Annotated in this window: 22 protein-coding genes, 1 rRNA gene and 1 other RNA gene; 21 read left to right on the top strand and 3 right to left on the bottom strand. The window is 50.8% G+C overall.

The genetic code is table 11. The annotated features are described in order from the left end of the window. Window positions 1-62: 62 nt before the first annotated feature. Window positions 63-2,135: a serine hydrolase domain-containing protein gene (locus tag BMX45_RS30200; protein WP_090914380.1), complete on the bottom strand. Its 2,073-nt coding sequence runs from the start codon at window positions 2,133-2,135 to the stop codon at window positions 63-65. Window positions 2,136-2,349: 214 nt separating this feature from the next. After that, on the bottom strand, window positions 2,350-2,859 hold the full coding sequence (locus tag BMX45_RS30195) for a phosphatase PAP2 family protein (RefSeq protein ID WP_254778373.1): 510 nt from the start codon (window positions 2,857-2,859) through the stop codon (window positions 2,350-2,352). A 352-nt stretch (window positions 2,860-3,211) separates the two neighbouring features. Here BMX45_RS30195 and BMX45_RS30185 point away from each other — a divergent pair, with 352 nt between their 5' ends. From BMX45_RS30185 to argS, 6 genes are all read left to right on the top strand, one after another. Further along, entirely contained in the window at window positions 3,212-4,069 is an 858-nt protein-coding gene (locus BMX45_RS30185) for a carbon-nitrogen hydrolase family protein (RefSeq protein ID WP_090914373.1), read from the top strand. A 47-nt stretch (window positions 4,070-4,116) separates the two neighbouring features. Continuing rightward, window positions 4,117-4,788, top strand: a complete 672-nt coding sequence (locus BMX45_RS30180) for a GNAT family N-acetyltransferase (RefSeq protein WP_090914371.1) — start codon at window positions 4,117-4,119, stop codon at window positions 4,786-4,788. Window positions 4,789-4,868: 80 nt separating this feature from the next. Then, the gene (locus BMX45_RS30175) at window positions 4,869-5,540 is read left to right on the top strand and encodes a GNAT family protein (RefSeq protein ID WP_090914369.1); all 672 of its coding nucleotides are present in this window, start codon (window positions 4,869-4,871) and stop codon (window positions 5,538-5,540) included. 130 nt (window positions 5,541-5,670) lie between these two features. Continuing rightward, complete coding sequence (locus BMX45_RS30170; RefSeq protein ID WP_090914367.1) at window positions 5,671-6,189, top strand: hypothetical protein; 519 nt, start codon at window positions 5,671-5,673, stop codon at window positions 6,187-6,189. 127 nt (window positions 6,190-6,316) lie between these two features. Next, entirely contained in the window at window positions 6,317-6,742 is a 426-nt protein-coding gene (locus BMX45_RS30165) for a YwiB family protein (protein ID WP_090914364.1), read from the top strand. Then, window positions 6,739-8,418, top strand: a complete 1,680-nt coding sequence (argS, locus tag BMX45_RS30160) for an arginine--tRNA ligase (RefSeq protein ID WP_090914362.1) — start codon at window positions 6,739-6,741, stop codon at window positions 8,416-8,418. Before BMX45_RS30165 ends, argS begins: the two co-directional genes overlap by 4 nt. Before the next feature lie 112 nt (window positions 8,419-8,530). On the opposite strand, the gene BMX45_RS30155 is transcribed toward argS, so the two are convergent. After that, entirely contained in the window at window positions 8,531-9,679 is a 1,149-nt protein-coding gene (locus BMX45_RS30155) for a S8 family peptidase (RefSeq protein ID WP_090914360.1), read from the bottom strand. A gap of 365 nt (window positions 9,680-10,044) precedes the next feature. Between BMX45_RS30155 and rpoE the strand changes: the two genes are divergently transcribed. The 15 genes from rpoE to BMX45_RS30075 all read left to right on the top strand — a co-directional run. Continuing rightward, window positions 10,045-10,608 (top strand): DNA-directed RNA polymerase subunit delta, encoded by a 564-nt coding sequence (gene rpoE, locus BMX45_RS30150; protein WP_090914358.1) that lies wholly within the window; start codon window positions 10,045-10,047, stop codon window positions 10,606-10,608. 527 nt (window positions 10,609-11,135) lie between these two features. Beyond that, a complete protein-coding gene (locus BMX45_RS30140) occupies window positions 11,136-12,737 on the top strand; it encodes a CTP synthase (protein WP_090914355.1) in 1,602 nt (533 codons plus the stop codon). A 273-nt stretch (window positions 12,738-13,010) separates the two neighbouring features. Further along, window positions 13,011-13,403, top strand: coding sequence for a response regulator (locus BMX45_RS30135; protein WP_009595517.1), 393 nt, complete (start codon window positions 13,011-13,013; stop codon window positions 13,401-13,403). Window positions 13,404-13,577: 174 nt separating this feature from the next. Then, window positions 13,578-14,432: a class II fructose-1,6-bisphosphate aldolase gene (gene fba / locus BMX45_RS30130; RefSeq protein WP_012818384.1), complete on the top strand. Its 855-nt coding sequence runs from the start codon at window positions 13,578-13,580 to the stop codon at window positions 14,430-14,432. 322 nt (window positions 14,433-14,754) lie between these two features. Beyond that, window positions 14,755-16,014 (top strand): UDP-N-acetylglucosamine 1-carboxyvinyltransferase, encoded by a 1,260-nt coding sequence (locus BMX45_RS30125; RefSeq protein ID WP_090914353.1) that lies wholly within the window; start codon window positions 14,755-14,757, stop codon window positions 16,012-16,014. Window positions 16,015-16,168: 154 nt separating this feature from the next. Then, window positions 16,169-17,497 (top strand): transcription termination factor Rho, encoded by a 1,329-nt coding sequence (gene rho / locus BMX45_RS30120; protein WP_012818386.1) that lies wholly within the window; start codon window positions 16,169-16,171, stop codon window positions 17,495-17,497. 32 nt (window positions 17,498-17,529) lie between these two features. Further along, entirely contained in the window at window positions 17,530-18,807 is a 1,278-nt protein-coding gene (locus BMX45_RS30115; RefSeq protein WP_009595518.1) for a radical SAM family protein, read from the top strand. A gap of 172 nt (window positions 18,808-18,979) precedes the next feature. Then, window positions 18,980-19,177 (top strand): 50S ribosomal protein L31, encoded by a 198-nt coding sequence (rpmE, locus tag BMX45_RS30110; RefSeq protein WP_006207505.1) that lies wholly within the window; start codon window positions 18,980-18,982, stop codon window positions 19,175-19,177. Between the two features lie 117 nt (window positions 19,178-19,294). Further along, an RNA gene (ffs, locus tag BMX45_RS30105) (signal recognition particle sRNA large type) lies at window positions 19,295-19,561 on the top strand. A gap of 295 nt (window positions 19,562-19,856) precedes the next feature. After that, window positions 19,857-21,572 (top strand): DNA polymerase III subunit gamma/tau, encoded by a 1,716-nt coding sequence (gene dnaX, locus BMX45_RS30100; RefSeq protein ID WP_090914350.1) that lies wholly within the window; start codon window positions 19,857-19,859, stop codon window positions 21,570-21,572. Window positions 21,573-21,611: 39 nt separating this feature from the next. Next, window positions 21,612-21,923, top strand: a complete 312-nt coding sequence (locus BMX45_RS30095) for a YbaB/EbfC family nucleoid-associated protein (protein ID WP_009595540.1) — start codon at window positions 21,612-21,614, stop codon at window positions 21,921-21,923. A 25-nt stretch (window positions 21,924-21,948) separates the two neighbouring features. After that, window positions 21,949-22,548 (top strand): recombination mediator RecR, encoded by a 600-nt coding sequence (gene recR / locus BMX45_RS30090; RefSeq protein ID WP_009595539.1) that lies wholly within the window; start codon window positions 21,949-21,951, stop codon window positions 22,546-22,548. Window positions 22,549-22,772: 224 nt separating this feature from the next. Next, window positions 22,773-23,060, top strand: coding sequence for a hypothetical protein (locus BMX45_RS30085; protein WP_090914348.1), 288 nt, complete (start codon window positions 22,773-22,775; stop codon window positions 23,058-23,060). A 48-nt stretch (window positions 23,061-23,108) separates the two neighbouring features. After that, entirely contained in the window at window positions 23,109-23,378 is a 270-nt protein-coding gene (locus BMX45_RS30080) for a pro-sigmaK processing inhibitor BofA family protein (RefSeq protein ID WP_009595500.1), read from the top strand. 330 nt (window positions 23,379-23,708) lie between these two features. Beyond that, window positions 23,709-23,999, top strand: a 16S ribosomal RNA gene (locus BMX45_RS30075); the annotation flags it as partial.

Here is a 23,999-nt window from a genome sequence, read left to right as displayed (position 1 = left end):
ACAGTAAAAAAGCAAGCAACCCTACTTAAGCCGAGCGGCTAATCGGGTTGCTTGCTTTCGTGTTATTTCAGAGTGATGCCGAATGCGGAGCCAGGGGCACCGGCGAATACGACAGCTCCGTTAGCCGGGAGCTTAACTTCGTTGGAGCCGCTGACCACGGTGTAGTTAACGACCGTGCCCTTCTCGTCATATACGGCGAATGCGCCTTCTGCCGGCAGGGTTACCGTCATGGTTTTGCCTGCGGTTGCTTCAGGTACGGTATACCACTTGGCATAGCCGTCGGCTTGCAGGGTAACGGTGGATTTTTTCCCTTTATACAATGGCTTCACATGCTTGCCGCTGATAAACAGGGATCCAGCGCCCTCGAGATACTCTACGCCTTTTTCCTTATAGAAGCGGAATTCGGACGTATCCCGGCTGCCGATCGCCGGAACCTGATGCTGGCTTACTGCGGTATCCGGATCAATAATCTTCTTGTCGATCAGATATCCTTCCAGGCCGCTCTTGCTGTTAATCTCTACCGTCGGTTTCGTAATGAAGTACATCAGCGATGTGAATTTCTCGTTCAATGGATAGAACGTTTCGCCTTCCCGCTTCGCCCATGCGGCAGCGGTTTCCTTGGACAGCGGGTTCGCTTCCATTTTTTCGGCCGAATATTGCGACAAGGCCATCTGTCCCAGTCCAGGAATCGAAACATATTGTCTTACCCATAGGTAGATGCGATCATTCTTTTCCTTAACGAAGCTGACCTTAATGCTGCCATCCGCGCTCACAAACGTTCCGTCCGCGGTGTATACATATTTCTCGGCAGGATAGTCCGGCACCATCGGTACGGTAATGGACAGTTCGCCGTCCTTGATGTCGACTTTCATCTGCTGATTCGTCACGCCATAGTAACCGGCGAATTCCGCCATATTGTCAGGCATATCCGCTTGGACCGGTTTGCCGAACGATTTTTCCGGCTTGAACTCCTTGATGGTGCCTTTTTCCTTAAGCGTATGCAGCAAAATTTCGTTTGCCAGCAATTGGTTGGTTGAACTCGAACCGCCGGAAGATAGTACGGCAGCTGCCATGTTCTGCTCCGGAAGCACAACGAGCGAAGCATGGTATAGAATGGTGTCGCCGCCTTTAGTCACGGCTTTCATGTCATATTGGTTAAACGGGAACAGTCTCACGCTGTCCCAGCCAAGTCCATAATCGAACGAATTATCGGCATCTTCTGGCCACAGGCCTTTTTTATACTCTTCCTGCTCCATGGCTTTTACAGACGCAGCTGAGAGGATTCCCTCGGCTTCCCCGGTGAAGATCTGCGCAAACTGCACCAGGTCTTCGGCCGTCGAGTAGATGCCGCCGGTTCCGATGACATTGATGGTCTCGTTAGGCAGCTGTCCTTGATGAGCCGGATAATAGAGGCCCGCCATTTGGTTTAAATCCAATGTGTCTTGGGATGTCTTGGTGTGGTCCATGTTTAACGGCTCGGTAAAATGTTCATGAATGAATGCGGTAAAATCCTTGCCGCTCACTTTTTCCACGAGAATCTCGGCCAGCGTAAATCCGTCATTGCAATACACGGAGAATGCACCCGGATCTGCTTTGAGGTTTTGAGTGGACAACTGCTTCAGCAGCGTGTCATGTGCATGCGGGTCGTTATCTTCGAACAAAAACGCGTTGTTCAGGCTTGAGCCCTGCAGACCGGAGGAATGGTTAAGCAGCATGCGCGGCGTGATTTTTTTGTAGCGTTCGTCTTTCATCGTGAATTCAGGTATGTACTGAACGAGAGGCGCATCCAGATTGATCTTCCCGTCATCCACCAATTTCATGACCGCGGCTGCAGTGAACACTTTACTCGTGGAGCCGATCCCATACATCGTATCTTCGGTCAACGGGATCTTTCCTTCGATATCATTGACGCCCGCTTGCCCGGACACGGTAATCTTGCCGTTGTCGATCAGGGCATATTGGACGCTTGTCGTTCCATACGTCTCGGTGAGCAGCTTGGCCTTCTCTGCAGCGATCTTCTCAAGACCCCCTCCTGCAGCGGCAGTCTGGCTGTTATCTGCTGCCATGGCTCCGGCTGGAAGGATCATCGTAACCGCGAGCAGGGCTACCAGCATTCGTGATAATCTTTTCTTCAATGAACAAATACCTCCTTATTATGAATGTATAAGTTAGTACGATTTACCAGCCGGAATGGTTCGAATTATTTTTATGTTTTTTGGGGTTTATGAAAGGAGTATATACAGGAAGAGCGTCTAACTGTTGTTAGGTGATATATTCACAGATGAGAAGGGGTAAAAAAACAGGCACCCAATCATCAGTTGCGAGAACTGCGTGAGGATGCCTGGTAATTTAACTAAGCACGATCAGTAGCGCCGAAGCGGTGCCGACGAAACAGCCGGCCAGACAATCCGAAGGATAATGAAAGCCGAGATATATGCGTGACAGACTGACCGTAAGGGCCAGCAGGATCAAGAGCAACGACAGCCAGGGCGTAACGAACAGAAATGGCGTGACGATGGAAAATATGGCCGTCGAGTGTCCGGAAGGAAAAGAATGGTCCTTCATCGGTTTCTTTTCAAACCTCACTTTTTCCAATGCCTGGTATGGCCGGATGCGCCGCAGTTTTTTTTTGATGAGAGCCGTAATCAGGAAGCTGAGGGACAGTGCGATAAAGCTCTGCCATCCCATCGTATCCCACGGCTCCGGTGCAAAAAACGCTATCGAAAGTGTCAGCACAATGGTAAAGATAGCACCCCCCATATGGGTGACCAGCGAGAGCATCGAATCCACCATTTTGTTGCTGATCTTGCGGTTTAACCAGCGGAAGATAAGGTGGTCATGTTGCTGAAGCCAATCCATCGAACGAGTTATCATTGTGAACAGAACACCTCACATTATAGTTTGGCAAGCTGATAGCCCTAAAGTCAAAACGGGCTCGTGTGTATGCTTGTAAGGGCCGGTATTGATCGTATAGACAAGAGGCTTACATACGACAGTATACAGGAGAATTGTTAAGCGTGGGTATGAATGGCGAGTATTTTTTCATAATTCGAGCATTCTTTGGCATAGGTACTTTCGATGATAACCGTATACCATATGGGATGCGCTTAAGATTATGGTTTCCAATTGACGGCGACTTGATGTTCCCATGTTCTCTAAGCCCGGAATCCGATATAATGAAAGCATCTAACCATGCATAAGGAGGAGAAGCATGAAATTTCGCGTTTCTGCCGTGCAATATCATCTGCACACGATTCAATCCTTTGACGATTTTGCCCGTCAATCGGAGCACTATATCCGAACGGCGGAGGAGTTCGAATCCGATTTTGTGCTGTTTCCGGAATTTTTTACGACGCAGCTGATGTCCATCGGGGACGATCAGGGCCAGGCGTTAACGATCAATGACCTTCCGGATTTCACAGACCGTTACCGCGAGCTGTTCCAAGGCTTTGCGAAGCAATATAGCATGCATATCATTGGCGGGACCCACGTCATTCGCCGGGAAGGGAAGCTGTACAATGTGGCGCATCTGTTCTATCCGGACGGCCGCATTGCGGAGCAGGCGAAGATTCATATTACGCCTTCGGAGATAACCGGCTGGAACATGGGGGCCGGCGAAGGGCTCGAAGTATTCGAGACCGAAAAAGGCACCATCGCGATGCTCACCTGCTATGACATCGAATTCCCCGAGATCGTGCGCATGGCCAAGGCCAAAGGGGCCGACGTCATTTTCTGTCCGTCCTGCACCGATGATCGCCACGGATTCCACCGCGTGCGTTATACCAGCCATGCCCGCGCCATCGAGAATCAAATCTATGTGGTGCTGACCGGCACGGTTGGATCGCTGCCTACCGTGGATCTGATGCGTGCCAACTTCGGGCAGGCTGCCATCATTACGCCGAACGATATTCCGTTCCCGCCGAAGGGCCTGCTGGCCGAGGGAGAGCTGAATAACGACATGATCATTACCGCCGATCTCGATCTGGATTTATTGTATCAAGTGCGCGAGAAGGGCTCCGTTACGACATGGCGTGACCGGCGTACGGATTTGTATCCGGATTGGGAGTAAGTCTTTTTATCATGGTTTGAAAAATGGGAAAAGGCGGTGTAGAGGAAATGGCCCGGTTTCATCAACAGTTTTATGTATTCGACGACGTCCGGCCGGTGCCGGTTGTTATTCGAGGCTACACGGAAGCGGACTTCGACGAGCTGATCGCCATTCAATCCGAGACGTTTCCGCCTCCGTATCCACCGGAGCAATGGTGGAACAAGGAACAGCTGATGCAGCATGTCACCTTGTTTCCCGAGGGGGCGCTATGCGTCGAAGTGGACGGCATGCTCGCCGGGTCCATCACCTCGCTCATCGTGGATTACGATCCGATGGAGCCTGCCCACTCCTGGGCGGAGGCCACGGATAACGGATACATCCGCACGCATCAGCCGGACGGAAATACCCTATACATCGCCGACATTTGCGTCAGGCCGCGCTTTCGCAAGCTTGGGCTCGGCAAATGGCTGATTCAATCGCTGTATCACGTGACCGTCGAAAGGGGACTGGACCGGCTGCTTGGCGGCGGACGGATGCCCGGCTATCATCGGCATGCGCACGAAATGTCGGCCGTAGAATATTTGGATGCCGTTGTCAGGGGGGATCTCAAGGACCCCGTAATTACCTTCCTGCTCCGGTGCGGTCGGACGCCCGTCGGGGTAGCGGCAGAGTATTTGGAGGATGAGGAGTCCTGCAATTACGGGGCCTTGATGGAATGGAAGAATCCGTTCCGAGAGTGAAGGGTTTATATTGGATGGGATTTAAGGCTTCAGAGAATATAAAGATAATTTCATTACATATATAAGGAGGCTTTTAATTGATGGAATATATCCGCATTACGAGCATCGACGATCCCTTGTTCCGCAAAATGCACGATCTCATGAAGGAAGTGTTCCCTCCGGAAGAGGTGCTGGAATTCAGCTTATGGAAGGAGCCTCTCGAAGATCCGGGCATTCGGGTATTTGTTGCCCTGCATGAGGGCGAAGTGCTGGGTACGACGGAATACCGCTATTACGAGGATTGGAACGTGGCGATGACCGATTTTACCATTATCGGCCGTGAAGGGCTCGGCATCGGCCGATTCCTGGCACAACATCGCTTGAAGGATCTGAATCAATTGGCGACAGCAAACGGCAAAGAGCTGTTCGGCATGTTTGCCGAGATTTACGATCCATATCGGGTGCAGGACCATGCATTCGGCGGCGTGAAGCCCATGGATCCGTTCGTTCGCCGCGAAGTCCTGTCGCATCTGGGTTACAAACGCACGGATATCGACTATGTGCATCCATCCTGGAACAATGATGGCGAAGCGGTGAGCGGGCTTGATTTCTGCTTCATGCCGGGCGACGATGCCGTTGATGAATTGCCTGCCGAGCTGATTGCCAACTTCCTGAGACGATACTATTCGGTGCTGCCCGAGAAACCGCAAGCCTGGAACGACATGGTGGCCAAGCTCGACGCGCGGGAGAAGGTATCCTTGCTTCCGCTGTAACCTATACTATGGATCATGCCTGATTCTTCTTGAATCAGGCCTATTCTTTTTCTTGGCCGCCCATTGATTTCAATTTTTTTGGTATTCTAATCCTATGAACGGCCAGGTCGACATAATAGGGAGGCTGCTTATGAAGCGAAATCGTATTTGGTTATGGGCAGGTATTGGTTTGAGCATCGTAATCCTATATTCATTCATGCAACTTAGCGTTCATTCAGGCAAACCCATGTCCGAGGAACAGAAGATAGCGGCCTCTTACGTGAGATCACTGGGCTATAAGATTGTAAGCCACTCCAGTAAACCGATTACTTATACGCTTGAGAAATCCCTTCTCGCACCTGGTAACGGCGCAATCCCCTATATTCAGACATGGAGTGTACAGAGCCAAGATCCGGCAAACTATTACGGAAAAGAAATTGTCACCTACCGTTTCAAGGTTTCCGGGCATCCGCTTGACCGCATGTATAATACGAATACGGCCTTGTTCGTGATGATGTCGGAGGGGAAGGTCATCGGGGGAACCTCGTTCCCTGATCGGAATGATCTAGATGGAGCACCTTATTCCATTGATGGAAAGACCTTGGAGGAAATCACGGGTAACAGCTTCGGAGAATGGCGCGAGCAATGGGCCAAGAAATACGGGAATTAAGGATACGCTCCAACCTCTCCGAAAATACGACGAGAGACATTTTCTTTCCTTTTGCTAAAATCCTCATTTGAATTGCAAGGCTATACTGGATATAGTAATACAATAGGTAAGGAAAAGAGGAACGTACATGAACGACCGAAAACAAGTGAGCATCCGTCTTCAGAGCCTTCACGAAGGAGAGAATACGATACAGGAGCTTCCCGCAGAGGCGTTTATCAAGGGGAAGGTGCTGTATGTGCGCTATACGGAGCCGGCGCTTGGACCGCATCAAGGGGAAACCCGGGCCATGCTCAAGCTGGCGGAGGACGAGCTGAAGCTGATCCGTCACGGCGAGGTGGAGTCCGAGCAGGCATTTAAGCTGGGTCAGCGATTGCCTGGATATTATCGCTCCCCGTTCACTTCATTTAATCTGTCTACGCACACCCAGCGTCTGGAGCTAGCGCTAGAGGGCGTGACCGGACGAGCGGCTTGGGCGTATGATTTATATGTGTTTGACGAGTTTTCGGGACACTTTTCGATCAGTTTGACTATTCAGGAGGCACATGAATCATGACAATGAATCCATTAGATCACATTAACGGGCTGGTTGCAGAGGCGGTAGGAGACGCTGCCGTAGCTGCCGGACTGGTGTCCCGCGAGGAGCTGCCCGGCATTACGCTGGAAGTTCCGAAGGATAAGTCGCACGGCGACTTGGCTACGAACGTAGCGATGCAGCTGACGCGGATTGCCAAGAAGAACCCCCGGCAAATCGCGGAAGCTATCCTGGAACATTTGGATACGGCAAAGGCTTCCATCGAGAAAGCGGAGATTGCCGGACCCGGGTTTATTAACTTTACCTTGGACAAGGGGTATCTCTATCCGATCGTGGCATTGGTACAAGAGCAGGGCGATAACTACGGGCGGATCGCTACGGGCGAAGGGCAAAAGGTCCAGATGGAGTTTGTCAGCGCCAATCCCACCGGAAGTCTGCATCTTGGACATGCCCGCGGAGCGGCGGTAGGCGATGCCCTTTGCAATGTGCTTGATTTTGCGGGATACGAAGTTACGCGCGAATACTACATCAATGATGCAGGCAACCAGGTAGTGAACCTGGTTAAATCCCTCGAAGCCCGCTATTTGCAGGAGCTCGGCCAGGATGCCGAAATGCCCGAGGATGGATACCATGGCGAAGATATCAAAGGGTTTGCCAAAGAGCTTGTAGCCGAGAAAGGCGATTCCTTGCTATCGATGGATCCAGGCGAGAGAACGGCATTCTTGCGTCAATTCGGGCTTGAGAAGGAACTTGGTAAAATCAAACGCGATTTGAATCGATTCCGCGTCCATTTTGACGAGTGGTTTAGCGAAACGTCCCTGTATGAGGATGGATTGGTGGAGAAATCCCTGGAAGAACTGAAAGCCAAGGGCGAAGCTTACGAGAAGGATGGGGCAACCTGGCTCCGCACCACCGATTATGGGGATGACAAAGACCGCGTCCTCGTTAAGAATGACGGCACGTATACCTACCTGACGCCGGATATTGCCTACCACCGCAATAAATACGAGCGAGGCTATGACAAGATCCTGAATATTTGGGGAGCCGACCACCATGGTTACGTTCCGCGCATGAAGGCTGCCATGGAGGCGCTCGGCAATGACCCGGACAAACTCATCGTATTGATCGCCCAGATGGTCAGCCTGTTCCAGGACGGCGAGAAGGTGAAGATGTCCAAGCGTACCGGTAAAGCGGTCACGATGGAAGATCTGATGGATGAGGTCGGCGTGGACGCGATCCGTTATTTCTTCACCATGCGCAGCATGGATTCGCATTTGGATTTCGATATGGATCTGGCGGTGTCCACATCCAACGAGAACCCGGTCTTCTACGTACAATATGCGCACGCACGCATTTGCAGCGTATTCCGCCAAGCGGAGGAGCAAGGCGTTAGCATCCTGCCGCTTGCCGACGTGAACCTGAGCGTTCTGACCGCCGAGCATGAATACGACATTTTGCGCAAAATGGGAGAACTCCCGCAGGAAGTGTCGCTTGCTGCCGAGAACTATGCACCGCACAGGCTTATCCGGTATGTATATGAACTGGCCTCCTTGTTCCACAGCTACTACAGAGCCGAGCGCGTGATTACGGAAGACGCGAATCAAACGCAGGCCCGCCTTGCTTTGCTGGGAGCCGTCCGCACGGTCATTGCCAACGTGCTTCGCCTGATGGGCGTATCGGCGCCGGAACGCATGTAAGAAGGGGCTTCCCTTTCATATGCCATAACAGCCAACAGCCGTCTTTCTTTGGAAAGACGGCTGTTTTTAATGCGTGAACGACATGGCGTTTGCCGTTGCCGATGAACCGAATTTATAATTTCATGCCCTCGCGCAAAAATTTCAAGGCATTTACCTCTCCATCGGAGGCGCTGTATCCTTTTTTGAGCTTAAGGGGGGAGGAGGTGCGCCGCAGCAGGGCCTTGATCGTAGCTGTTTTTTTTAAGTCAGGCCTCTGGGCAAGAAGCAGGGCGATCGCTCCGCTGACGTGTGAAGTGGCCATGGAAGTGCCGCTCATTTCGTGGTATTTTCCCTGCAGCCAGGCTGACACGATTTTATCTCCGGGCGCATAAATATCGACAAATTGCCCACGATTGCTAAAGCCGGGGATTCTCCGGCTGCGGTCGGTAGCTCCGACGGATATCGTTTGGGGATAACGGGCAGGATAGTCCGCGGTACGGCGTTTGCCGTCATTGCCGGAAGAGGCCACAATGAGGACGCCTGCTTGGTTGGCCTTGCTTACGATATCCATCAGCGTGCGGCTTCGGGTCTGCATGCCGAAACTCATATTGATGATATCGATCTCGGCCCGCACGCACCAGTCGATGGCCAGAATGATATCCGATACGAAGGCGGATCCGTTGTGATCAAAGGCTTTGACCGGATACACGACAGATCTGGGAGCAACCCCGATCATACCTTGGGTGCTGTTTGCTGCAGCAATGGTGCCCGAGATATGCGTTCCATGCCCATTGTCGTCATAAGGCGGGATGCTGCGATGGACGAGGTTGACCCCTCTGGTCAGCGAATACTTCAGATCCGGGTGACCGAAATCCACCCCAGTGTCGATAACGGCAATCTTCACGCGGTGTCCTGTCGAGGTAGACCAGGCTTGAGGGGCTTTGATTTGCTTGATACCCCATGGGATCCCGGTTAGCGTTCCTATTGTCCCCTGTATGGCATGGATATGAACCTGTTCATCCTCTTCAACCATCAGTTCGTTCCGAAACTCCGCTTCAAACTTCGCGGTTTGGGGAGCTGGAGCGATGATGGTGCGGGTAAGCGGCGAGCGGCTGACCGAACTCGGGAAACGCCTTTTCCCTGCGAGCCGGTTCCATTCGCGGATGCATTTCTGGTACAGCTGAGGGTCATGAAACGTGAGGAGCCGCCGGTTCATTTCCCGGACGTTCCGCATAGGGTTCGTCTCTGCAAGTAGTGATTGCATGATCCGGGTGTAATCCATGTGTGGCAATCTCCCTTCTCGATGAACCGTTGCTTCAGTATTGTATGAGGCGGGGAGAGTGCCCGAATGGGATGTTGCCCTTTTTCCGGGAAATAGGCCCTGTTTACCGTGTCAAAGCAGCAGGGCTAACATAAGATACATGGAGAGAATATCAAGGTTCTCTTATCTATCCCGTAAGGAGTCGATCCTAGGGGCGGGTACAGTCAGAAGGCGGAGAGAATCGTCTCCGTCTTTTTCCATTTGGTATCTGATGGGTAATGGAGCATAAAAACTTGATTTTTATTTCCAAATAGGTTTTACTTAGTTTTGATAATGGATATGTTGAGGGTATAACGTGAAGATTGTGTGAGAGGAAGTGTGCGTTAGTGAGTAATCCGCTCAATTTAAAGATCGATCCGGAGAAGATTCAGGAAATCCCGATGGTTGACCTGGCTTTTATGGTTCTGAAGGCGGCGAATACGCCGTATTACTACCGTGACCTGATGAATGAGGTGGCCAAGCTTCGCGGCTTTACGGAACAGGAAATTAACGAAACGATTGCCCAGTTATATACCGAGATCAATATAGACGGACGTTTCGCATGTGTAGGAACGAATCTGTGGGGACTAAAGCGCTGGTATCCGCTGGAGAAGTCCGAAGATCCGATTGCGAACGCCAAACGTCCGCGGATCATCAATGATGAAGACGACGATGACGATGACTTCACGGATGAAGAGGATACCTATAGCGGCGACGATGCCGAAGAGGATTTCGACAGCATCGACGATGAAGACGACGATCACGACGATCTCTTCCCGGATGATGACGATGCCGACGATGATGTAGATGAGGACGTTGTTCTGGATGATGACGAATTGGATGACGAAGATGCGGATTCCGAGGAAGAAGATCTGGAAGAGGAAGAATTTGAGGAAGACGATAGAGATTAATCTGTCATTCCGCTCGGAATTTAAGCCTGCCCGCATGGTTTATGACTCTGTTTTACGATGTCGGCCGATTGGGGAATTTTGAGGTTGGTTCTTCTCTTGACAAGCAGACAAGGCACAGAGTAAACTATTGCTTGGGCTTATGATTGTGGATTAAATATGTTTAATATAAAAGTGCCCCGTTATTTATTCGGGGTCACTTTTTTTGTTTTTAAGGCTCGGAAAGTGTAACACGACGCTAGCTTCCGGGCCAATATAGCAAGACCAAGATTCAGATATGAAGAGTAAGAAGATGTATTGGAATCGCTCGGCCTGAAGCCTCATAACGTTATGCCGTACCGGCAGCCCGATGGGGATCATTTTAGCGTCAATATATGCGGTTTGTAATAGGTCGGAGGTCAGCTCGCTCACCATTATTGGAAGCGAGCGATGTTTTTGTTGGTCCCTCTGATGAATCAGGGGAAAACGGGTTAGGATAAACATCATATGTCGCCTGAAGTTATGGAGATTATATAGGAGGGTTTTTAACAGTGACAAAGTATATTTTTGTAACAGGCGGAGTCGTGTCATCTCTAGGTAAGGGAATTACCGCCGCTTCGCTCGGCAGATTGCTTAAGAACAGAGGGCTCAAGGTAACGATTCAGAAATTCGATCCGTACATTAATATAGATCCGGGCACCATGAGTCCTTACCAGCATGGCGAAGTGTTCGTTACTGACGACGGTGCGGAAACCGACCTGGACCTGGGACACTATGAGCGCTTCATCGATATTAACCTGTCGAAGAACAGCAATGTGACAACAGGAAAAGTATACTCTTCTGTTATCAGCAAGGAACGCCGGGGGGAATATTTGGGCGGCACCGTGCAGGTTATTCCTCATATTACGAACGAGATCAAGGAGCGCGTATTCCGTGCGGGCCGTGAAGCGGGTTCGGATGTGGTCATTACCGAAATCGGCGGAACGGTCGGCGATATCGAAAGCCTTCCTTTCCTGGAGGCCATCCGCCAAATCAAGAGCGATGTTGGCCGTGAGAACGTGATGTATATTCATGTAACCCTCATTCCATATATTAAGGCAGCCGGTGAAGTGAAAACGAAGCCGACGCAGCACAGTGTAAAAGAACTCCGCAGCATCGGCATTCAGCCGAATGTCATCGTGTGCCGTACGGAGCATGAGCTTTCAACCGAGATGAAAGCCAAAATCGCGCTCTTCTGCGATATCGACCCTAACGCGGTCGTAGAATGCCGCGACGCGTCCTCCCTGTATGAGGTGCCGCTGAATCTGCGCGATGAAGGCCTGGACGAAATTGTTGTCAATCATCTGAAGCTGACGACTCCTGCGCCGGATATGAGCGAGTGGGAAGATCTGGTGGAGCGCGTCTCCAAGCTGGAGAAGACCGTTGAGATTGCGATTGTCGGCAAGTATGTCGCGCTTCATGACGCCTACCTCAGCGTCGTTGAATCCCTGTCCCATGCCGGCTTTGATGCCAATGCCGATGTGAAGATCCGCTGGGTGAACGCCGAGGAAATTACGTCGGACAATGTGGAAGAGACGTTGAACGGCATCGGCGGTATTCTGGTACCTGGTGGATTTGGAGACCGGGGGATCGAAGGCAAGATCAGCGCGATCCGTTATGCCCGCGAGCGCAACATTCCATTCTTCGGTATTTGCCTTGGCATGCAAGTGTCCGTCATCGAATATGCCCGTTCGATCGTAGGTCTGAACGGCGCAAACAGCTCCGAAATTGATCCGGCTACCGAATATCCGGTCATCGACCTGCTTCCGGAGCAGAAGGATATCGAGGATCTTGGCGGAACGATGCGCCTTGGCCTGTATCCCTGCAAGCTGGTTCCGGGCTCGCTTGCGGAGTCCTGCTACCAGGACGAGTTGGTTTACGAAAGACATCGTCACCGGTACGAGTTCAACAACCAATACCGCGAAGATATCGAGAAAGCAGGCCTGCGTATTTCCGGTACTTCACCGGACGGACGTCTGGTCGAGATCGTGGAGCTGCCAGGACATCCTTGGTTCCTCGCCGTGCAATTCCATCCGGAATTCACTTCCCGTCCGAACCGTCCGCAGCCATTGTTCCGTGAATTTGTAAAAGCCTCGATCCAGCATCAGGCATAATGGGGAAGAGCCTCTTTTTTGAAGAGGCTCTTTTTTTTACGTGCAAATTCGTTTGTCGCTGCGTGAATGGTGGAGCTGAGGTCCGGAATCCTGTCCAGCGCTGTCGATTTCGGATGCAGCCAATTCGTGATCTTTTTTTCTTACTTTTTCAAGGACAGGAAGGAATTCGACATCTACAGGCGAATACAAATAATGGCCGGTTTATGGGAAAGTTAGGAACTTTCGAGTTTGCATATACTCATTGTACGATTTAAGTATCGGGAGGTTGGAAGGATGAGCAAACAAAGCAAACACAAAGTGCTGATTGTGGATGACCAGAATGGGATCCGCATCCTGCTCGTGGAAGTGTTCAGCAGTGAAGGATATGAGACGTTCCAAGCAGCGAACGGCAAGGCTGCCCTTGAAATCGTGAAGATGCATGCCCCGGATTTGGTGCTGCTGGATATGAAAATTCCTGGAATGGACGGGCTTGAGATTTTGAAGCATATTAAACAGATGAATCCGGACATTAAGGTGATCATGATGACAGCCTATGGAGAGCTTGACATGATCAAGGAAGCGACCGATCTTGGAGCGCTGATGCATTTTACCAAACCCTTCGACATCGACGAGATGCGGCAAGCCGTCAACATGCAGCTGAAAGGGACCGCGAACAACATCGGTTGAATGATGAATTCTGCTCAAGGGGCGGAATTCTTTTTTTTGCCAGAATGTGAGTTCCTTCGCAGCAATTTAGGAAATGCTTGTTTAGTATTTATGACGCGATGTGGTATAATAAGTCCGTATGTTATATCGGCTAAAAACCATAGACAAACTAAGCATCTATAGGAGGATGAAACCATGCCATTAGTATCAATGACAGACATGCTGAACAAAGCACTCGAAGGTAAATATGCTGTTGGTCAATACAACATCAACAACCTGGAGTGGACATATGCAATTCTTGAAGCGGCTGAGCAAGAGAAATCGCCTGTAATTCTCGGTGTTTCCGAAGGCGCAGCTCGTTACATGGGTGGATTCAGCACCGTTGTACACATGGTAAAAGGTTTGATGGAGGACCTGAAAGTTACAGTTCCTGTTGCCATTCACCTTGACCACGGTTCAAGTGTTGAGAAATGTAAAGAAGCAATCGACGCAGGATTCACTTCGGTTATGATCGATGATTCCCACAGCCCGATTGAGACGAATATTGCAACAACGAAACAAGTGGTTGAGTATGCTCACGCCAAAGGCGTTTCCGTTGAAGCCGAAGTCGGCATGGTCGGCGGACAAGAGGATGACGTTATCGGCGACGTGATGTACGCGAAGCTTGACGACTGCGTGCGCATCGTGAACGAGACAGGCATCGACACATTGGCGCCTGCGCTTGGTTCTGTTCATGGTCCTTACAAAGGCGAACCAAACCTTGGTTTCAAAGAGATGGAAGAGATTCGCGATGCCGTGAAACTTCCGTTGGTGCTTCATGGCGGTACGGGCATCCCGACGCATGACATCAAGAAAGCTATCTCCTTGGGTACTTCCAAAATCAACGTGAACACCGAGAACCAAATCTCGTTCACCAAAGTTGTTCGTGAAGTGCTTGCTGCTAAACCGGAAGCTTACGATCCGCGCACATTCCTGAAACCAGGCCGCGAGGCAATCAAGGAAACCGTTGTCGGCAAAATCCGTGAGTTTGGTTCCAACAATCAAGCTTAATCATCCGTAACACACAAAAGTCGCTTGCAGCCTTCAAGGCCGCAACATGACGATAGGAATCACCTAAGATATTTTAAGCTGTCTTATGCTGCATACAATGAAATGGAAAGCACACCGCATAGCCGGTGTTTTTCCATTTCATTTATTAAGTTATCAAAAAGCGCAAGCGGATTGAGAGGCTTCACAACCGGATAATCGCTACGAAAACGAACGCTTATTGCGTCTGTCATCCTTTAGGAACGTCGATACGACGTTTTTCTTGTAATGACGGGCATCAGAACCATTTCCGGCTGCGAAGTGATGTAGGGGGAACCGAAAGCTTATGGAAAAATTGATGATCAGCGGTGGACGCCCACTGCGAGGTGCTGTAACAATCAGCGGCGCCAAGAACAGTGCTATTGCGTTAATTCCCGCCGCAATCCTGGCGGAATCGGAAGTCGTACTTGATAATTTGCCGCTTCTCAGCGATGTGGCTGTTTATGCTGAGATCCTTGAGGAACTAGGCGGGCAAGTATCATGGGAAGGCAATCAGATGAGAATTGACCCTTCTGATATCAAATCCATTCCGATGCCTAACGGACCCGTCAAGAAACTGCGCGCGTCCTACTATATGATGGGCGCCATGCTTGGAAGATTTAAAGAAGCCGTGATCGGCCTGCCGGGCGGCTGTAATTTTGAACCTCGTCCCATCGACCAGCACATCAAGGGCTTTGAAGCGCTTGGCGCGACCGTGACCAATGAACACGGCTCGATTCACCTGCATGCCAAAGAGCTGCGGGGCGCGAAGATCTATCTCGATGTAAGCAGCGTAGGTGCAACGATTAACATTATGCTGGCGGCTGCCAAGGCCAAAGGCTCTACAATTATCGAAAACGCGGCGAAAGAGCCTGAAATTATAGATGTTGCAACACTTTTAAATTCCATGGGAGCTGTCATTAAGGGTGCCGGAACGGAAACCATCCGGATCGAAGGCGTGACCGAGATGCATGGCTGCCGACATTCCATTATTCCAGACCGGATTCAGGCCGGAACATATATGATTGCTGCCGCAGCCACGCGCGGCGATGTTCTGATTGACAACGTCATCCCGAAACATCTTGAGGCCCTCACGGCCAAGCTGATCGAGATGGGTGTGGGCATCGAAGAGCTGGACGAAAGCATCCGTGTGATCGGTAAAGCCCGATATCAGCATGTGGATGTGAAGGCGCTTATATATCCTGGATTTGCAACGGATTTGCAGTCTCCGATGACCAGCCTCCTTACGCAAGCGGAAGGCGTCAGCGTCCTTAGTGATTTTGTATATAGCAACCGATTTAAACATGTTCCGGAGCTCCTTCGCATGGGAGCCAAAATTCGCGTGGAGGGACGCTCTGCCATCATCGAGGGCGGCCCGCTGAACGCAGCCAAGGTCAAAGCGACCGATCTGCGCGCGGGTGCGGCTCTTGTCATTGCAGGACTGACGGTGCCTGAAGGGATAACGGAGGTAAGCGGCGTGGAATTCATTGATCGCGGCTACGACCATCTCGTTTCCAACTTGCGTGAGCTGGGTGCCGACGTGTGGCGCGAGACCGAAGAAGAGTGACTTTTTTACCAAAATGAGGGAAATGTGTGGTGGAAACTGCATATCTCCCTCTGATTTGGGTAATGCTCCTAGTAAAGCTCTCATAGACTAATAGACTACATGACAGCAGGGAACTGCTGCGACAGAAACAAATAATTGAATAGGTGGTTATTGAATGGATTTACAAATAGCCGATTTGGAAGGCATGAAGCTGACGGATCTGTATAAGCTGGCCAAGAAGTATCAGATTCCTTATTATGGCCAGTTGAAGAAAAAAGAATTGATATTTGCCATTCTCCGGGCGCAGGCCGAACAGAGCGGCTTGATGTTCATGGAGGGCGTACTCGAGATTTTGCCGGAAGGATACGGTTTTCTGAGACCGATCAACTATTTGCCGAGCACGGAGGATATCTACATTTCGGCCTCCCAGATCCGCAAATTCGATTTGCGGACCGGAGATTTGGTTTCGGGCAAATGCCGGACGCCGAAAGAGAACGAACGTTACTTCGGGCTGCTGCAGGTCAACGCCGTGAATGGCGAGAATCCTGCCGTCGCAGCGGAACGATTACACTTCCCAGCCTTGACTCCTCTATATCCGCAAGAAAAGCTTGTTCTTGAAACATCCCCTAATCAGTTGTCAACCCGAATTATGGATCTGCTTGCACCCGTAGGTTTAGGACAACGCGGTTTGATCGTGGCACCGCCAAAAGCAGGGAAAACGCTCCTCTTAAAAGAAATCGCCAACAGCATCTCAACCAACAATCCAGAGATTGAACTGTTTGTTTTACTCATCGATGAACGGCCTGAAGAAGTGACGGATATGCAGCGTTCCGTTAAGGGTGAGGTGGTTGCTTCTACTTTTGACGAGCTTCCGGAGAACCATATCAAAGTGGCGGAACTGGTTTTGTCGCGCGCCTTGCGGCTGGTGGAGCATAAGAAGGACGTTGTTATCTTGCTGGACAGCATCACCCGTCTGGCCCGTGCGTACAACCTGGTCATTCCTCCGTCCGGCCGAACGCTGAGCGGCGGTATTGATCCTGCGGCATTCCATCGTCCGAAACGTTTTTTCGGATCGGCTCGTAACGTGGAGGAAGGCGGAAGTTTGACGATCCTGGCGACAGCCCTGGTTGAAACCGGATCGCGGATGGATGATATCATTTATGAGGAATTTAAAGGAACAGGCAACATGGAGCTGCACTTGGACCGCCGCTTCGCGGAGCGCCGTATTTTCCCGGCAATCGATATTCGTCGCTCCGGTACCCGGCGCGAAGAGGTGCTGCTGAACAAGGATGAACTGGATACCATTTGGGCGATCCGCAAAAATATGAACGACTCTGCCGATTTTGTGGAAGGCTTCCTTAAAAAAATGCGTGATAGCAAGAATAACGCCGAGTTCTTGGCATCATTTGACGTGAATGCCAACAACGGCGGCGGAACCGGGACTCAGGGCCAGACAGCCAGACGTCCATCGCGTGCATCTGCGGCGACGGCCCCTCAGAGCTAAGCCCTGAATCAACCGGAGAATAGGAGATCAACATGTATTTGGTTTATGCAGATGAACAAGGGAATGTATACGATCATTCCGAGCTGTTCGGGCTGGCCCGCAGCGGAGATATGATCGTCGAGATATTGGAAGATGAATTGATACCTTTGCCGGAGGGAGCTACGCTGGTCGGACTGCCGAGTACCCGAGCGATCGGAATGGATCCGGAGACCGGTGACATGATGCCGCTAGAGGACGGATATACGGCTGTCGGAGCGCTTCTGCCGCAAGGCTACACCCGGCTCTGCCTGCCGGGATACGTGAAGTCGGACAAGGAGTATAAGCTGCCGCTGTTTGGTTACTCGGCGGTCGTATGGAAGGATGGCGCTTTCTATACGACGGCGCGTTTGTCCGACGATCCCGAGAAGTGGAATCCTGTGAATTGCGACCTGGACGACCTTGAGCTTGGGGTTAAGACGCTGAAGGAGAAGTATCCGGAGAACCGGCTCTACGAACATCTGTCTAACTGTGCGCTGGGATACGAATGCCTGACGGCGTCCAACACATTCCTGAATCGCTGGGAAGGCGCGGTTCCCGTGTCTTACTCCTGCAATGCGGGATGCTTCGGTTGCATTTCGGAACAGCCGGATGACAGCGGCTTTGTCTCCCCGCAGACGCGCATGAACTTCCGTCCGAGAGTGGATGAGCTGGTGCAGGTCATGCTGGAGCATCTGAAAACCCCGGAGTCGATCATCAGCTTTGGCCAAGGCTGTGAGGGCGAACCCTCCACCCAGGCAAAGATCATTATAGAGGCCATGCGAGAAGTCCGGGCACAGACCGACATGGGTTACATTAATATTAACACCAATGCGGGACTGACCGATTTTATCCGCGGTATCGTGGATGCGGGTCTTGATCTGATGAGAGTCAGCACGATCAGTGCATTGGATGCCCATTATAACGCATACTACAAGCCAAGAGGCTACACGCTCGCTAATGTGGAGAAATCTCTTCGTTACGCAACGGATCAGGGCGTATATACATCCATTAACTATCTGATCTTTCCGGGCGTGACCGACCGCGAGGAAGAGCTGGAAGCCATGATCGAGTTTGCCCGGCGCACGGGACTCAAATTGATTCAGCTTCGCAATCTGAATATTGACCCTGAGAGCTATCTTGGCCTCATCCCGCCTGCCCAAGGCGAGATTCTCGGAATGAAGCAGGCGATCGAGATCATGCAGGAGGAGCTGCCGGATGTGGTGATCGGCTCCTATACGCATGTGCCCCCTGCTGGACAGGCGAGACCGAAAAAGCGGCCTTCGATTATTTAACCAGCACGGACTCGAATGTGCTAAAAATAGGGTGTAGTTCCAATTGCGGACTTGTCTGATGATTTGTGTATGGACTATTGCGCATTCAATATGCTCGTGCTATACTCCTTTTATGTGTCCATATAACTCTGGGTCCGCATGAGGCTCAGGGCGGAAAGAGGTGAAAGCTACAATGAAACAAGATATTCAACCGAAATATCACGTTACAACAGTTACTTGTGCTTGCGGTAATACGTTTGAAACAGGTTCTGTGAAACCCGATCTTCGTGTAGAGATTTGCTCGAACTGTCATCCGTTCTTCACAGGTAAACAGAAATTCCTGGATGCTGGCGGTCGTGTTGATAGATTCAAGAAGAAATACGGTATCTAATAAACAAACCCTTCGCCCTTGTGGCCGAAGGGTTTTTGTCTGTCTGCAGGGCTGGTGGAGTATGCAACTTCTTCCGTCGGTTGCTTTTTTGGTAGCCATGCGATATACTAAAGTTCGCCGTGCTAGACGGGGAGGTAGCGGTGCCCTGTAACTCGCAATCCGCTGTAGCGAGGTTGAATTCCTGTTAGAGGTGTTGTCGATGTGAGGCTGGTCCCTGCGCTCAACGTTGACGGTTGGGTCCTCCGCAATGAGCACTTGTGAACCTGGTCAGGTCCGGAAGGAAGCAGCCATAAGCAAGACCGCTTTTGTGCCGGAGGAGTGCCTAGCCCGAGTTGCTGCTCAGGATTGCCGCTCGGATCGCAATGATCAATAACAGGTGCACGGTATACATATCTGCACATAACACCTTTGCCTTTGGCAAGGGTGTTTTTTGTCGAGGCGGGATTCTATATTGGAGCGAATGCTTCACGTGAACTTTGGATAAAGTTTTCCAAGTAAACGTTTTGCTAAGGCAGGGGAAAGTAGTATAGAATGTAGTATAATATAACCGTTAACTCATGCCGTTTAGGCTGGGATTGACCATGAATATAACTTGTAAAGCACGTGAGGATGGGGCTTTGGTGTGAGCCTTGGAAGTCCTAATCTTCGCGAAGTGGAAGTTGAAAGAGGGTAAAGCATAGTGGAACATATCGCGTTATATCGAGCTTGGCGACCACAGTCGTTCGGCGACATGGTGGGCCAGCAGCATATTATCCAGACCCTGCAGAATGCCATTCGCGAGCAGCGGGTTTCCCATGCCTACCTGTTCAGCGGTCCACGGGGTACGGGCAAGACCAGTGCCGCTAAAATTTTGGCCAAAGCCGTGAACTGCGAGCATGGTCCGGCTGAGGAACCCTGCAATGCATGCGAGGCCTGCCGACGCATAACGTCCGGAGCCGTCATGGATGTCCAGGAGATCGATGCGGCATCCAACCGCGGCGTCGAGGAAATCCGTGATTTGCGGGAGAAAGTCAAATACGCACCGACCGAAGTGCGGCGCAAGGTTTATATTATTGATGAAGTACACATGCTGACGACGGAAGCGTTCAATGCCTTGCTGAAAACGCTGGAGGAGCCGCCGGCACACGTGATGTTTATACTAGCGACAACAGAGCCGCACAGGCTTCCGGCAACGATTATCTCACGCTGTCAGCGGTTTGACTTCCGAAGGGTGTCCCTGGAGGAACAAACCGGACGTCTGGAGCAGATCTGCGGGGAAGAAGGCATTACGGCTGAGCATGAAGCCCTGCAGTACATTGCGCGTCTATCGGATGGCGGTATGCGGGATGCATTGAGCATTCTGGATCAGATCGCTTCCTTCACTGGAGGTACCGTATCTTACCGGCAGGTCATGGACATGACGGGAGGCATTGCCTCAGAGCAGTTTGGCCGTCTGGCCGGCGCCGTGAAGCAGGGGGATGCCGGACTGGTCCTGCAGATCGTGGAGCAATTCATGCAGGAGGGAAAAAGCGCAGATAAATGCATGGAGAATCTCCTGTACTATTTCCGCGATTTGCTTATGATCAAGATGGTTCCCGATGCCGACAGGCTGACTGATCGGGTTTTGAACCCGGCCGAGTTTCAGGAGATGGCAAATGCCTTCAGCCGCGATGAGCTGTTTCAAATGATTGATACGCTCAACCGTTATCAGAGTGAGATGAAATATGCCTCGCAGCCGCAAACCCTGTTTGAGGTGGCACTGCTCAAGCTTTCCGGCATTACCCAATCCGGGGGCGGGTCCGCAGCTGCCCATTCTACCGCCGATGCGGGAGAACTGGCTCAGCTGAAGCAGCATGTAGCCGCACTTGAGAAAAAGCTGGAGCGTTTGATTCAAAACGGTGTTCCTGCATCGAATCAACGCGAACCGGCCAAGTCTACCCGAACACCTGCACCGAAAGCAGCTTCAACGGCCAAGATTCCGCAGCATATGGATCAGTATGTATCTTCCCGGACCGGAGAGGATTATACCGCTGTACATCGGCAGTGGGCCCAAATTCTGCAGAACGTGAAAGAGGAGAAGGTAACGGTTCACGCATGGCTGATGGATGGTGAGCCCGTATCCGTATGGGAAGACAAGGTTCTTGTCGCTTTCAAAAACAACATCCACCGCGAAACCACGGAGAAACCTGCCAACAAACAGGTGATTGAAGGGGTGCTTGAGTCTATGCTCGGCAAGCCCTACCATCTGGTGACCATGATGCTTCGCGACTGGAATGATGCGGTAGAAGGAGTAGGCAAGGCTCAGGCGGAAGAGCTTAAGCTGGAACATGAAGAAGCTGATGCCGGTGGAGAAAAACCATGGATTGATGAGGCGATCCAGCTGTTTGGAGAAGACCTCGTTGTCATAAAAGACTAGCGCGTCCTACGTGCACCCTATTATAAGGAGAGATGAATCATGAATAATATGAACCAAATGATGAAGCAAGTGAAAAAGATGCAGGAGCAAATGCTGAAGGCGCAGGAAGAGCTTGCTACAAAAACCGTTGAAGGAACTTCCGGCGGCGGCGTGGTTACCGTAGAAGCGAATGGCCATAAACAAATTTTGTCCATCAACATCAAGCCTGAGGCGGTTGACCCGGATGATGTGGAAATGCTGCAGGATCTGGTGCTGACTGCGGTTAACGATGCACTTGCCAAGGCTGAAGAAATTGCGAACGCCGATATGGGCAAATTCACAGGCGGCATGAAAATCCCGGGCTTGTTCTAAACTAACCTAGAAGGAGTAGTTACATTTGTACTATCCTGAACCGATCGCGAAGCTCATCGATGCCTTTACGCGACTGCCGGGTGTGGGGCCGAAAACGGCCGCCCGCCTGGCTTTTCATGTTCTGAACATGAAGGAAGATGACGTTATTGATTTTGCCAAAGCGCTAGTCAGTGTCAAAAGGAATCTGCACTACTGCTCCGTCTGCTGCAACATCACGGATACGGATCCATGCCGGGTATGTCAGGACAAGACTCGGGATGCTTCGATCATCTGCGTTGTACAGGATGCGAAGGATCTGGTGGCGATGGAGCGCACGAAGGAATTCGAGGGCTACTATCATGTCCTCCATGGGGCCATATCTCCGATGGAGGGGATCGGGCCGGATGAAATCCGTCTGAAGGAGCTCCTCACGCGCCTGAGTGACGAACGGGTGAAAGAACTCATTTTGGCGACGAACGCTAATATCGAGGGAGAGGCAACGGCGATGTACATATCGCGCCTGGTCCGTCCTTTTGATATTAAGGTGACTCGCATTGCCCATGGACTGCCGGTTGGTGGCGACCTGGAGTACGCAGATGAAGTGACTTTATCCAAGGCGCTTGAAGGTCGAAGAGAACTGAACTGATATTATTGATTCCTGCAGCATTTGATTGAAATATGAAAGCAACATAAGAACGAGCATCGGAAGCGATTCTGATGGCTCGTTTTTTGTTTGCACATTTCTAGGTCATAAAAGTAGAAATTGAAAGTGTTCTTATGGTTCTAAGTTTGTCCCTCTATCGATATGAATGTTACAGACGGTCTTAATAAGGGCAGGTTAATCATTCATATTCATAGGGAGTGAACGGAATGAAGATATGGTGGAAGTCGAGGAAGAAAGAAGAGGAAACGTATATCACGGCAGAGGAGCAAGAACGGATGTGGCATGTCTTCCTGGACGTCCAGAGATCCCAGATGGAGTGGGAGCGGGCGCACTTGCTGTTTCAGGAGGCTACGGGACAGGATCAGATCGATTATGCGATCTACATGTTGGAGGCGGCGGAGCGCAAATACCAGATGAATCTCAAACAGGCCAAGCAGCTTAATCTGGATGGGGCAAGGATGCAGTATATGGAGCAAAAAAGGGAGAACGGTTAAACGAAGTTGATTGATAGATTCCTAATGACCTATGAAGGAGGAGTATCTATGAAATTGATTGTGCTTGGCGTACTATGCATATCGCTCTTGCTGCTTATTTATGTTGTGTTTAGAAAGAAGCTCGGGCTGGGATGGCTAACTGTATTCGGGGCGCATCTGGCCCTTTCGGCTGTAGCTATCTATGTTGTGAATTTCACCGGATTAGCAGCTGAAGCGTATATTCCTCTGAATCCGATGACCATAGGGACGGTCATGGTCCTGGGCTTACCGGGTGTGGCCCTTCTTGTCGGTTTAAAATTTACGATATTAGGTAGTTGACGTATGCTTATATTCTATGATACATTAATGTTCGCCCGTTTGATTGCGGGTGATAGAGATTCACCGGTCAAGCAGAATATGGATTAGAAAAATAATTAAAAAACTCTTGACCAACAGCAAGCTAGTGTGATATATTATAAAAGTCGCCGCTGAGATGCGGATGACAAATAAAATATGATTGATCTTTGAAAACTGAACAACGAGTGAGTAAGGATTTCACTAGTGAGATCCATTGCGAAATCATCATGTACAAGCCTTGGTTTGTTGGGTGATGGAGCATAAAGAGAATTGAACAAATTCTCGTCAGTTAAGAAATGAGCAAGTCAAACTTTATTGGAGAGTTTGATCCTGGCTCAGGACGAACGCTGGCGGCGTGCCTAATACATGCAAGTCGAGCGGACTTGATGGAGTGCTTGCACTCCTGAAGGTTAGCGGCGGACGGGTGAGTAACACGTAGGCAACCTGCCCTCAAGACTGGGATAACTACCGGAAACGGTAGCTAATACCGGATAATTTATTTTGCAGCATTGTGAGATAATGAAAGGCGGAGCAATCTGTCACTTGAGGATGGGCCTGCGGCGCATTAGCTAGTTGGTGGGGTAACGGCTCACCAAGGCGACG

Origin of the sequence: Paenibacillus sp. cl141a (assembly GCF_900109305.1) — a bacterium.
GTDB lineage: Bacteria > Bacillota > Bacilli > Paenibacillales > Paenibacillaceae > Paenibacillus_AQ > Paenibacillus_AQ lautus_A.
This window is presented reverse-complemented; position numbering and strand designations above follow the sequence as displayed.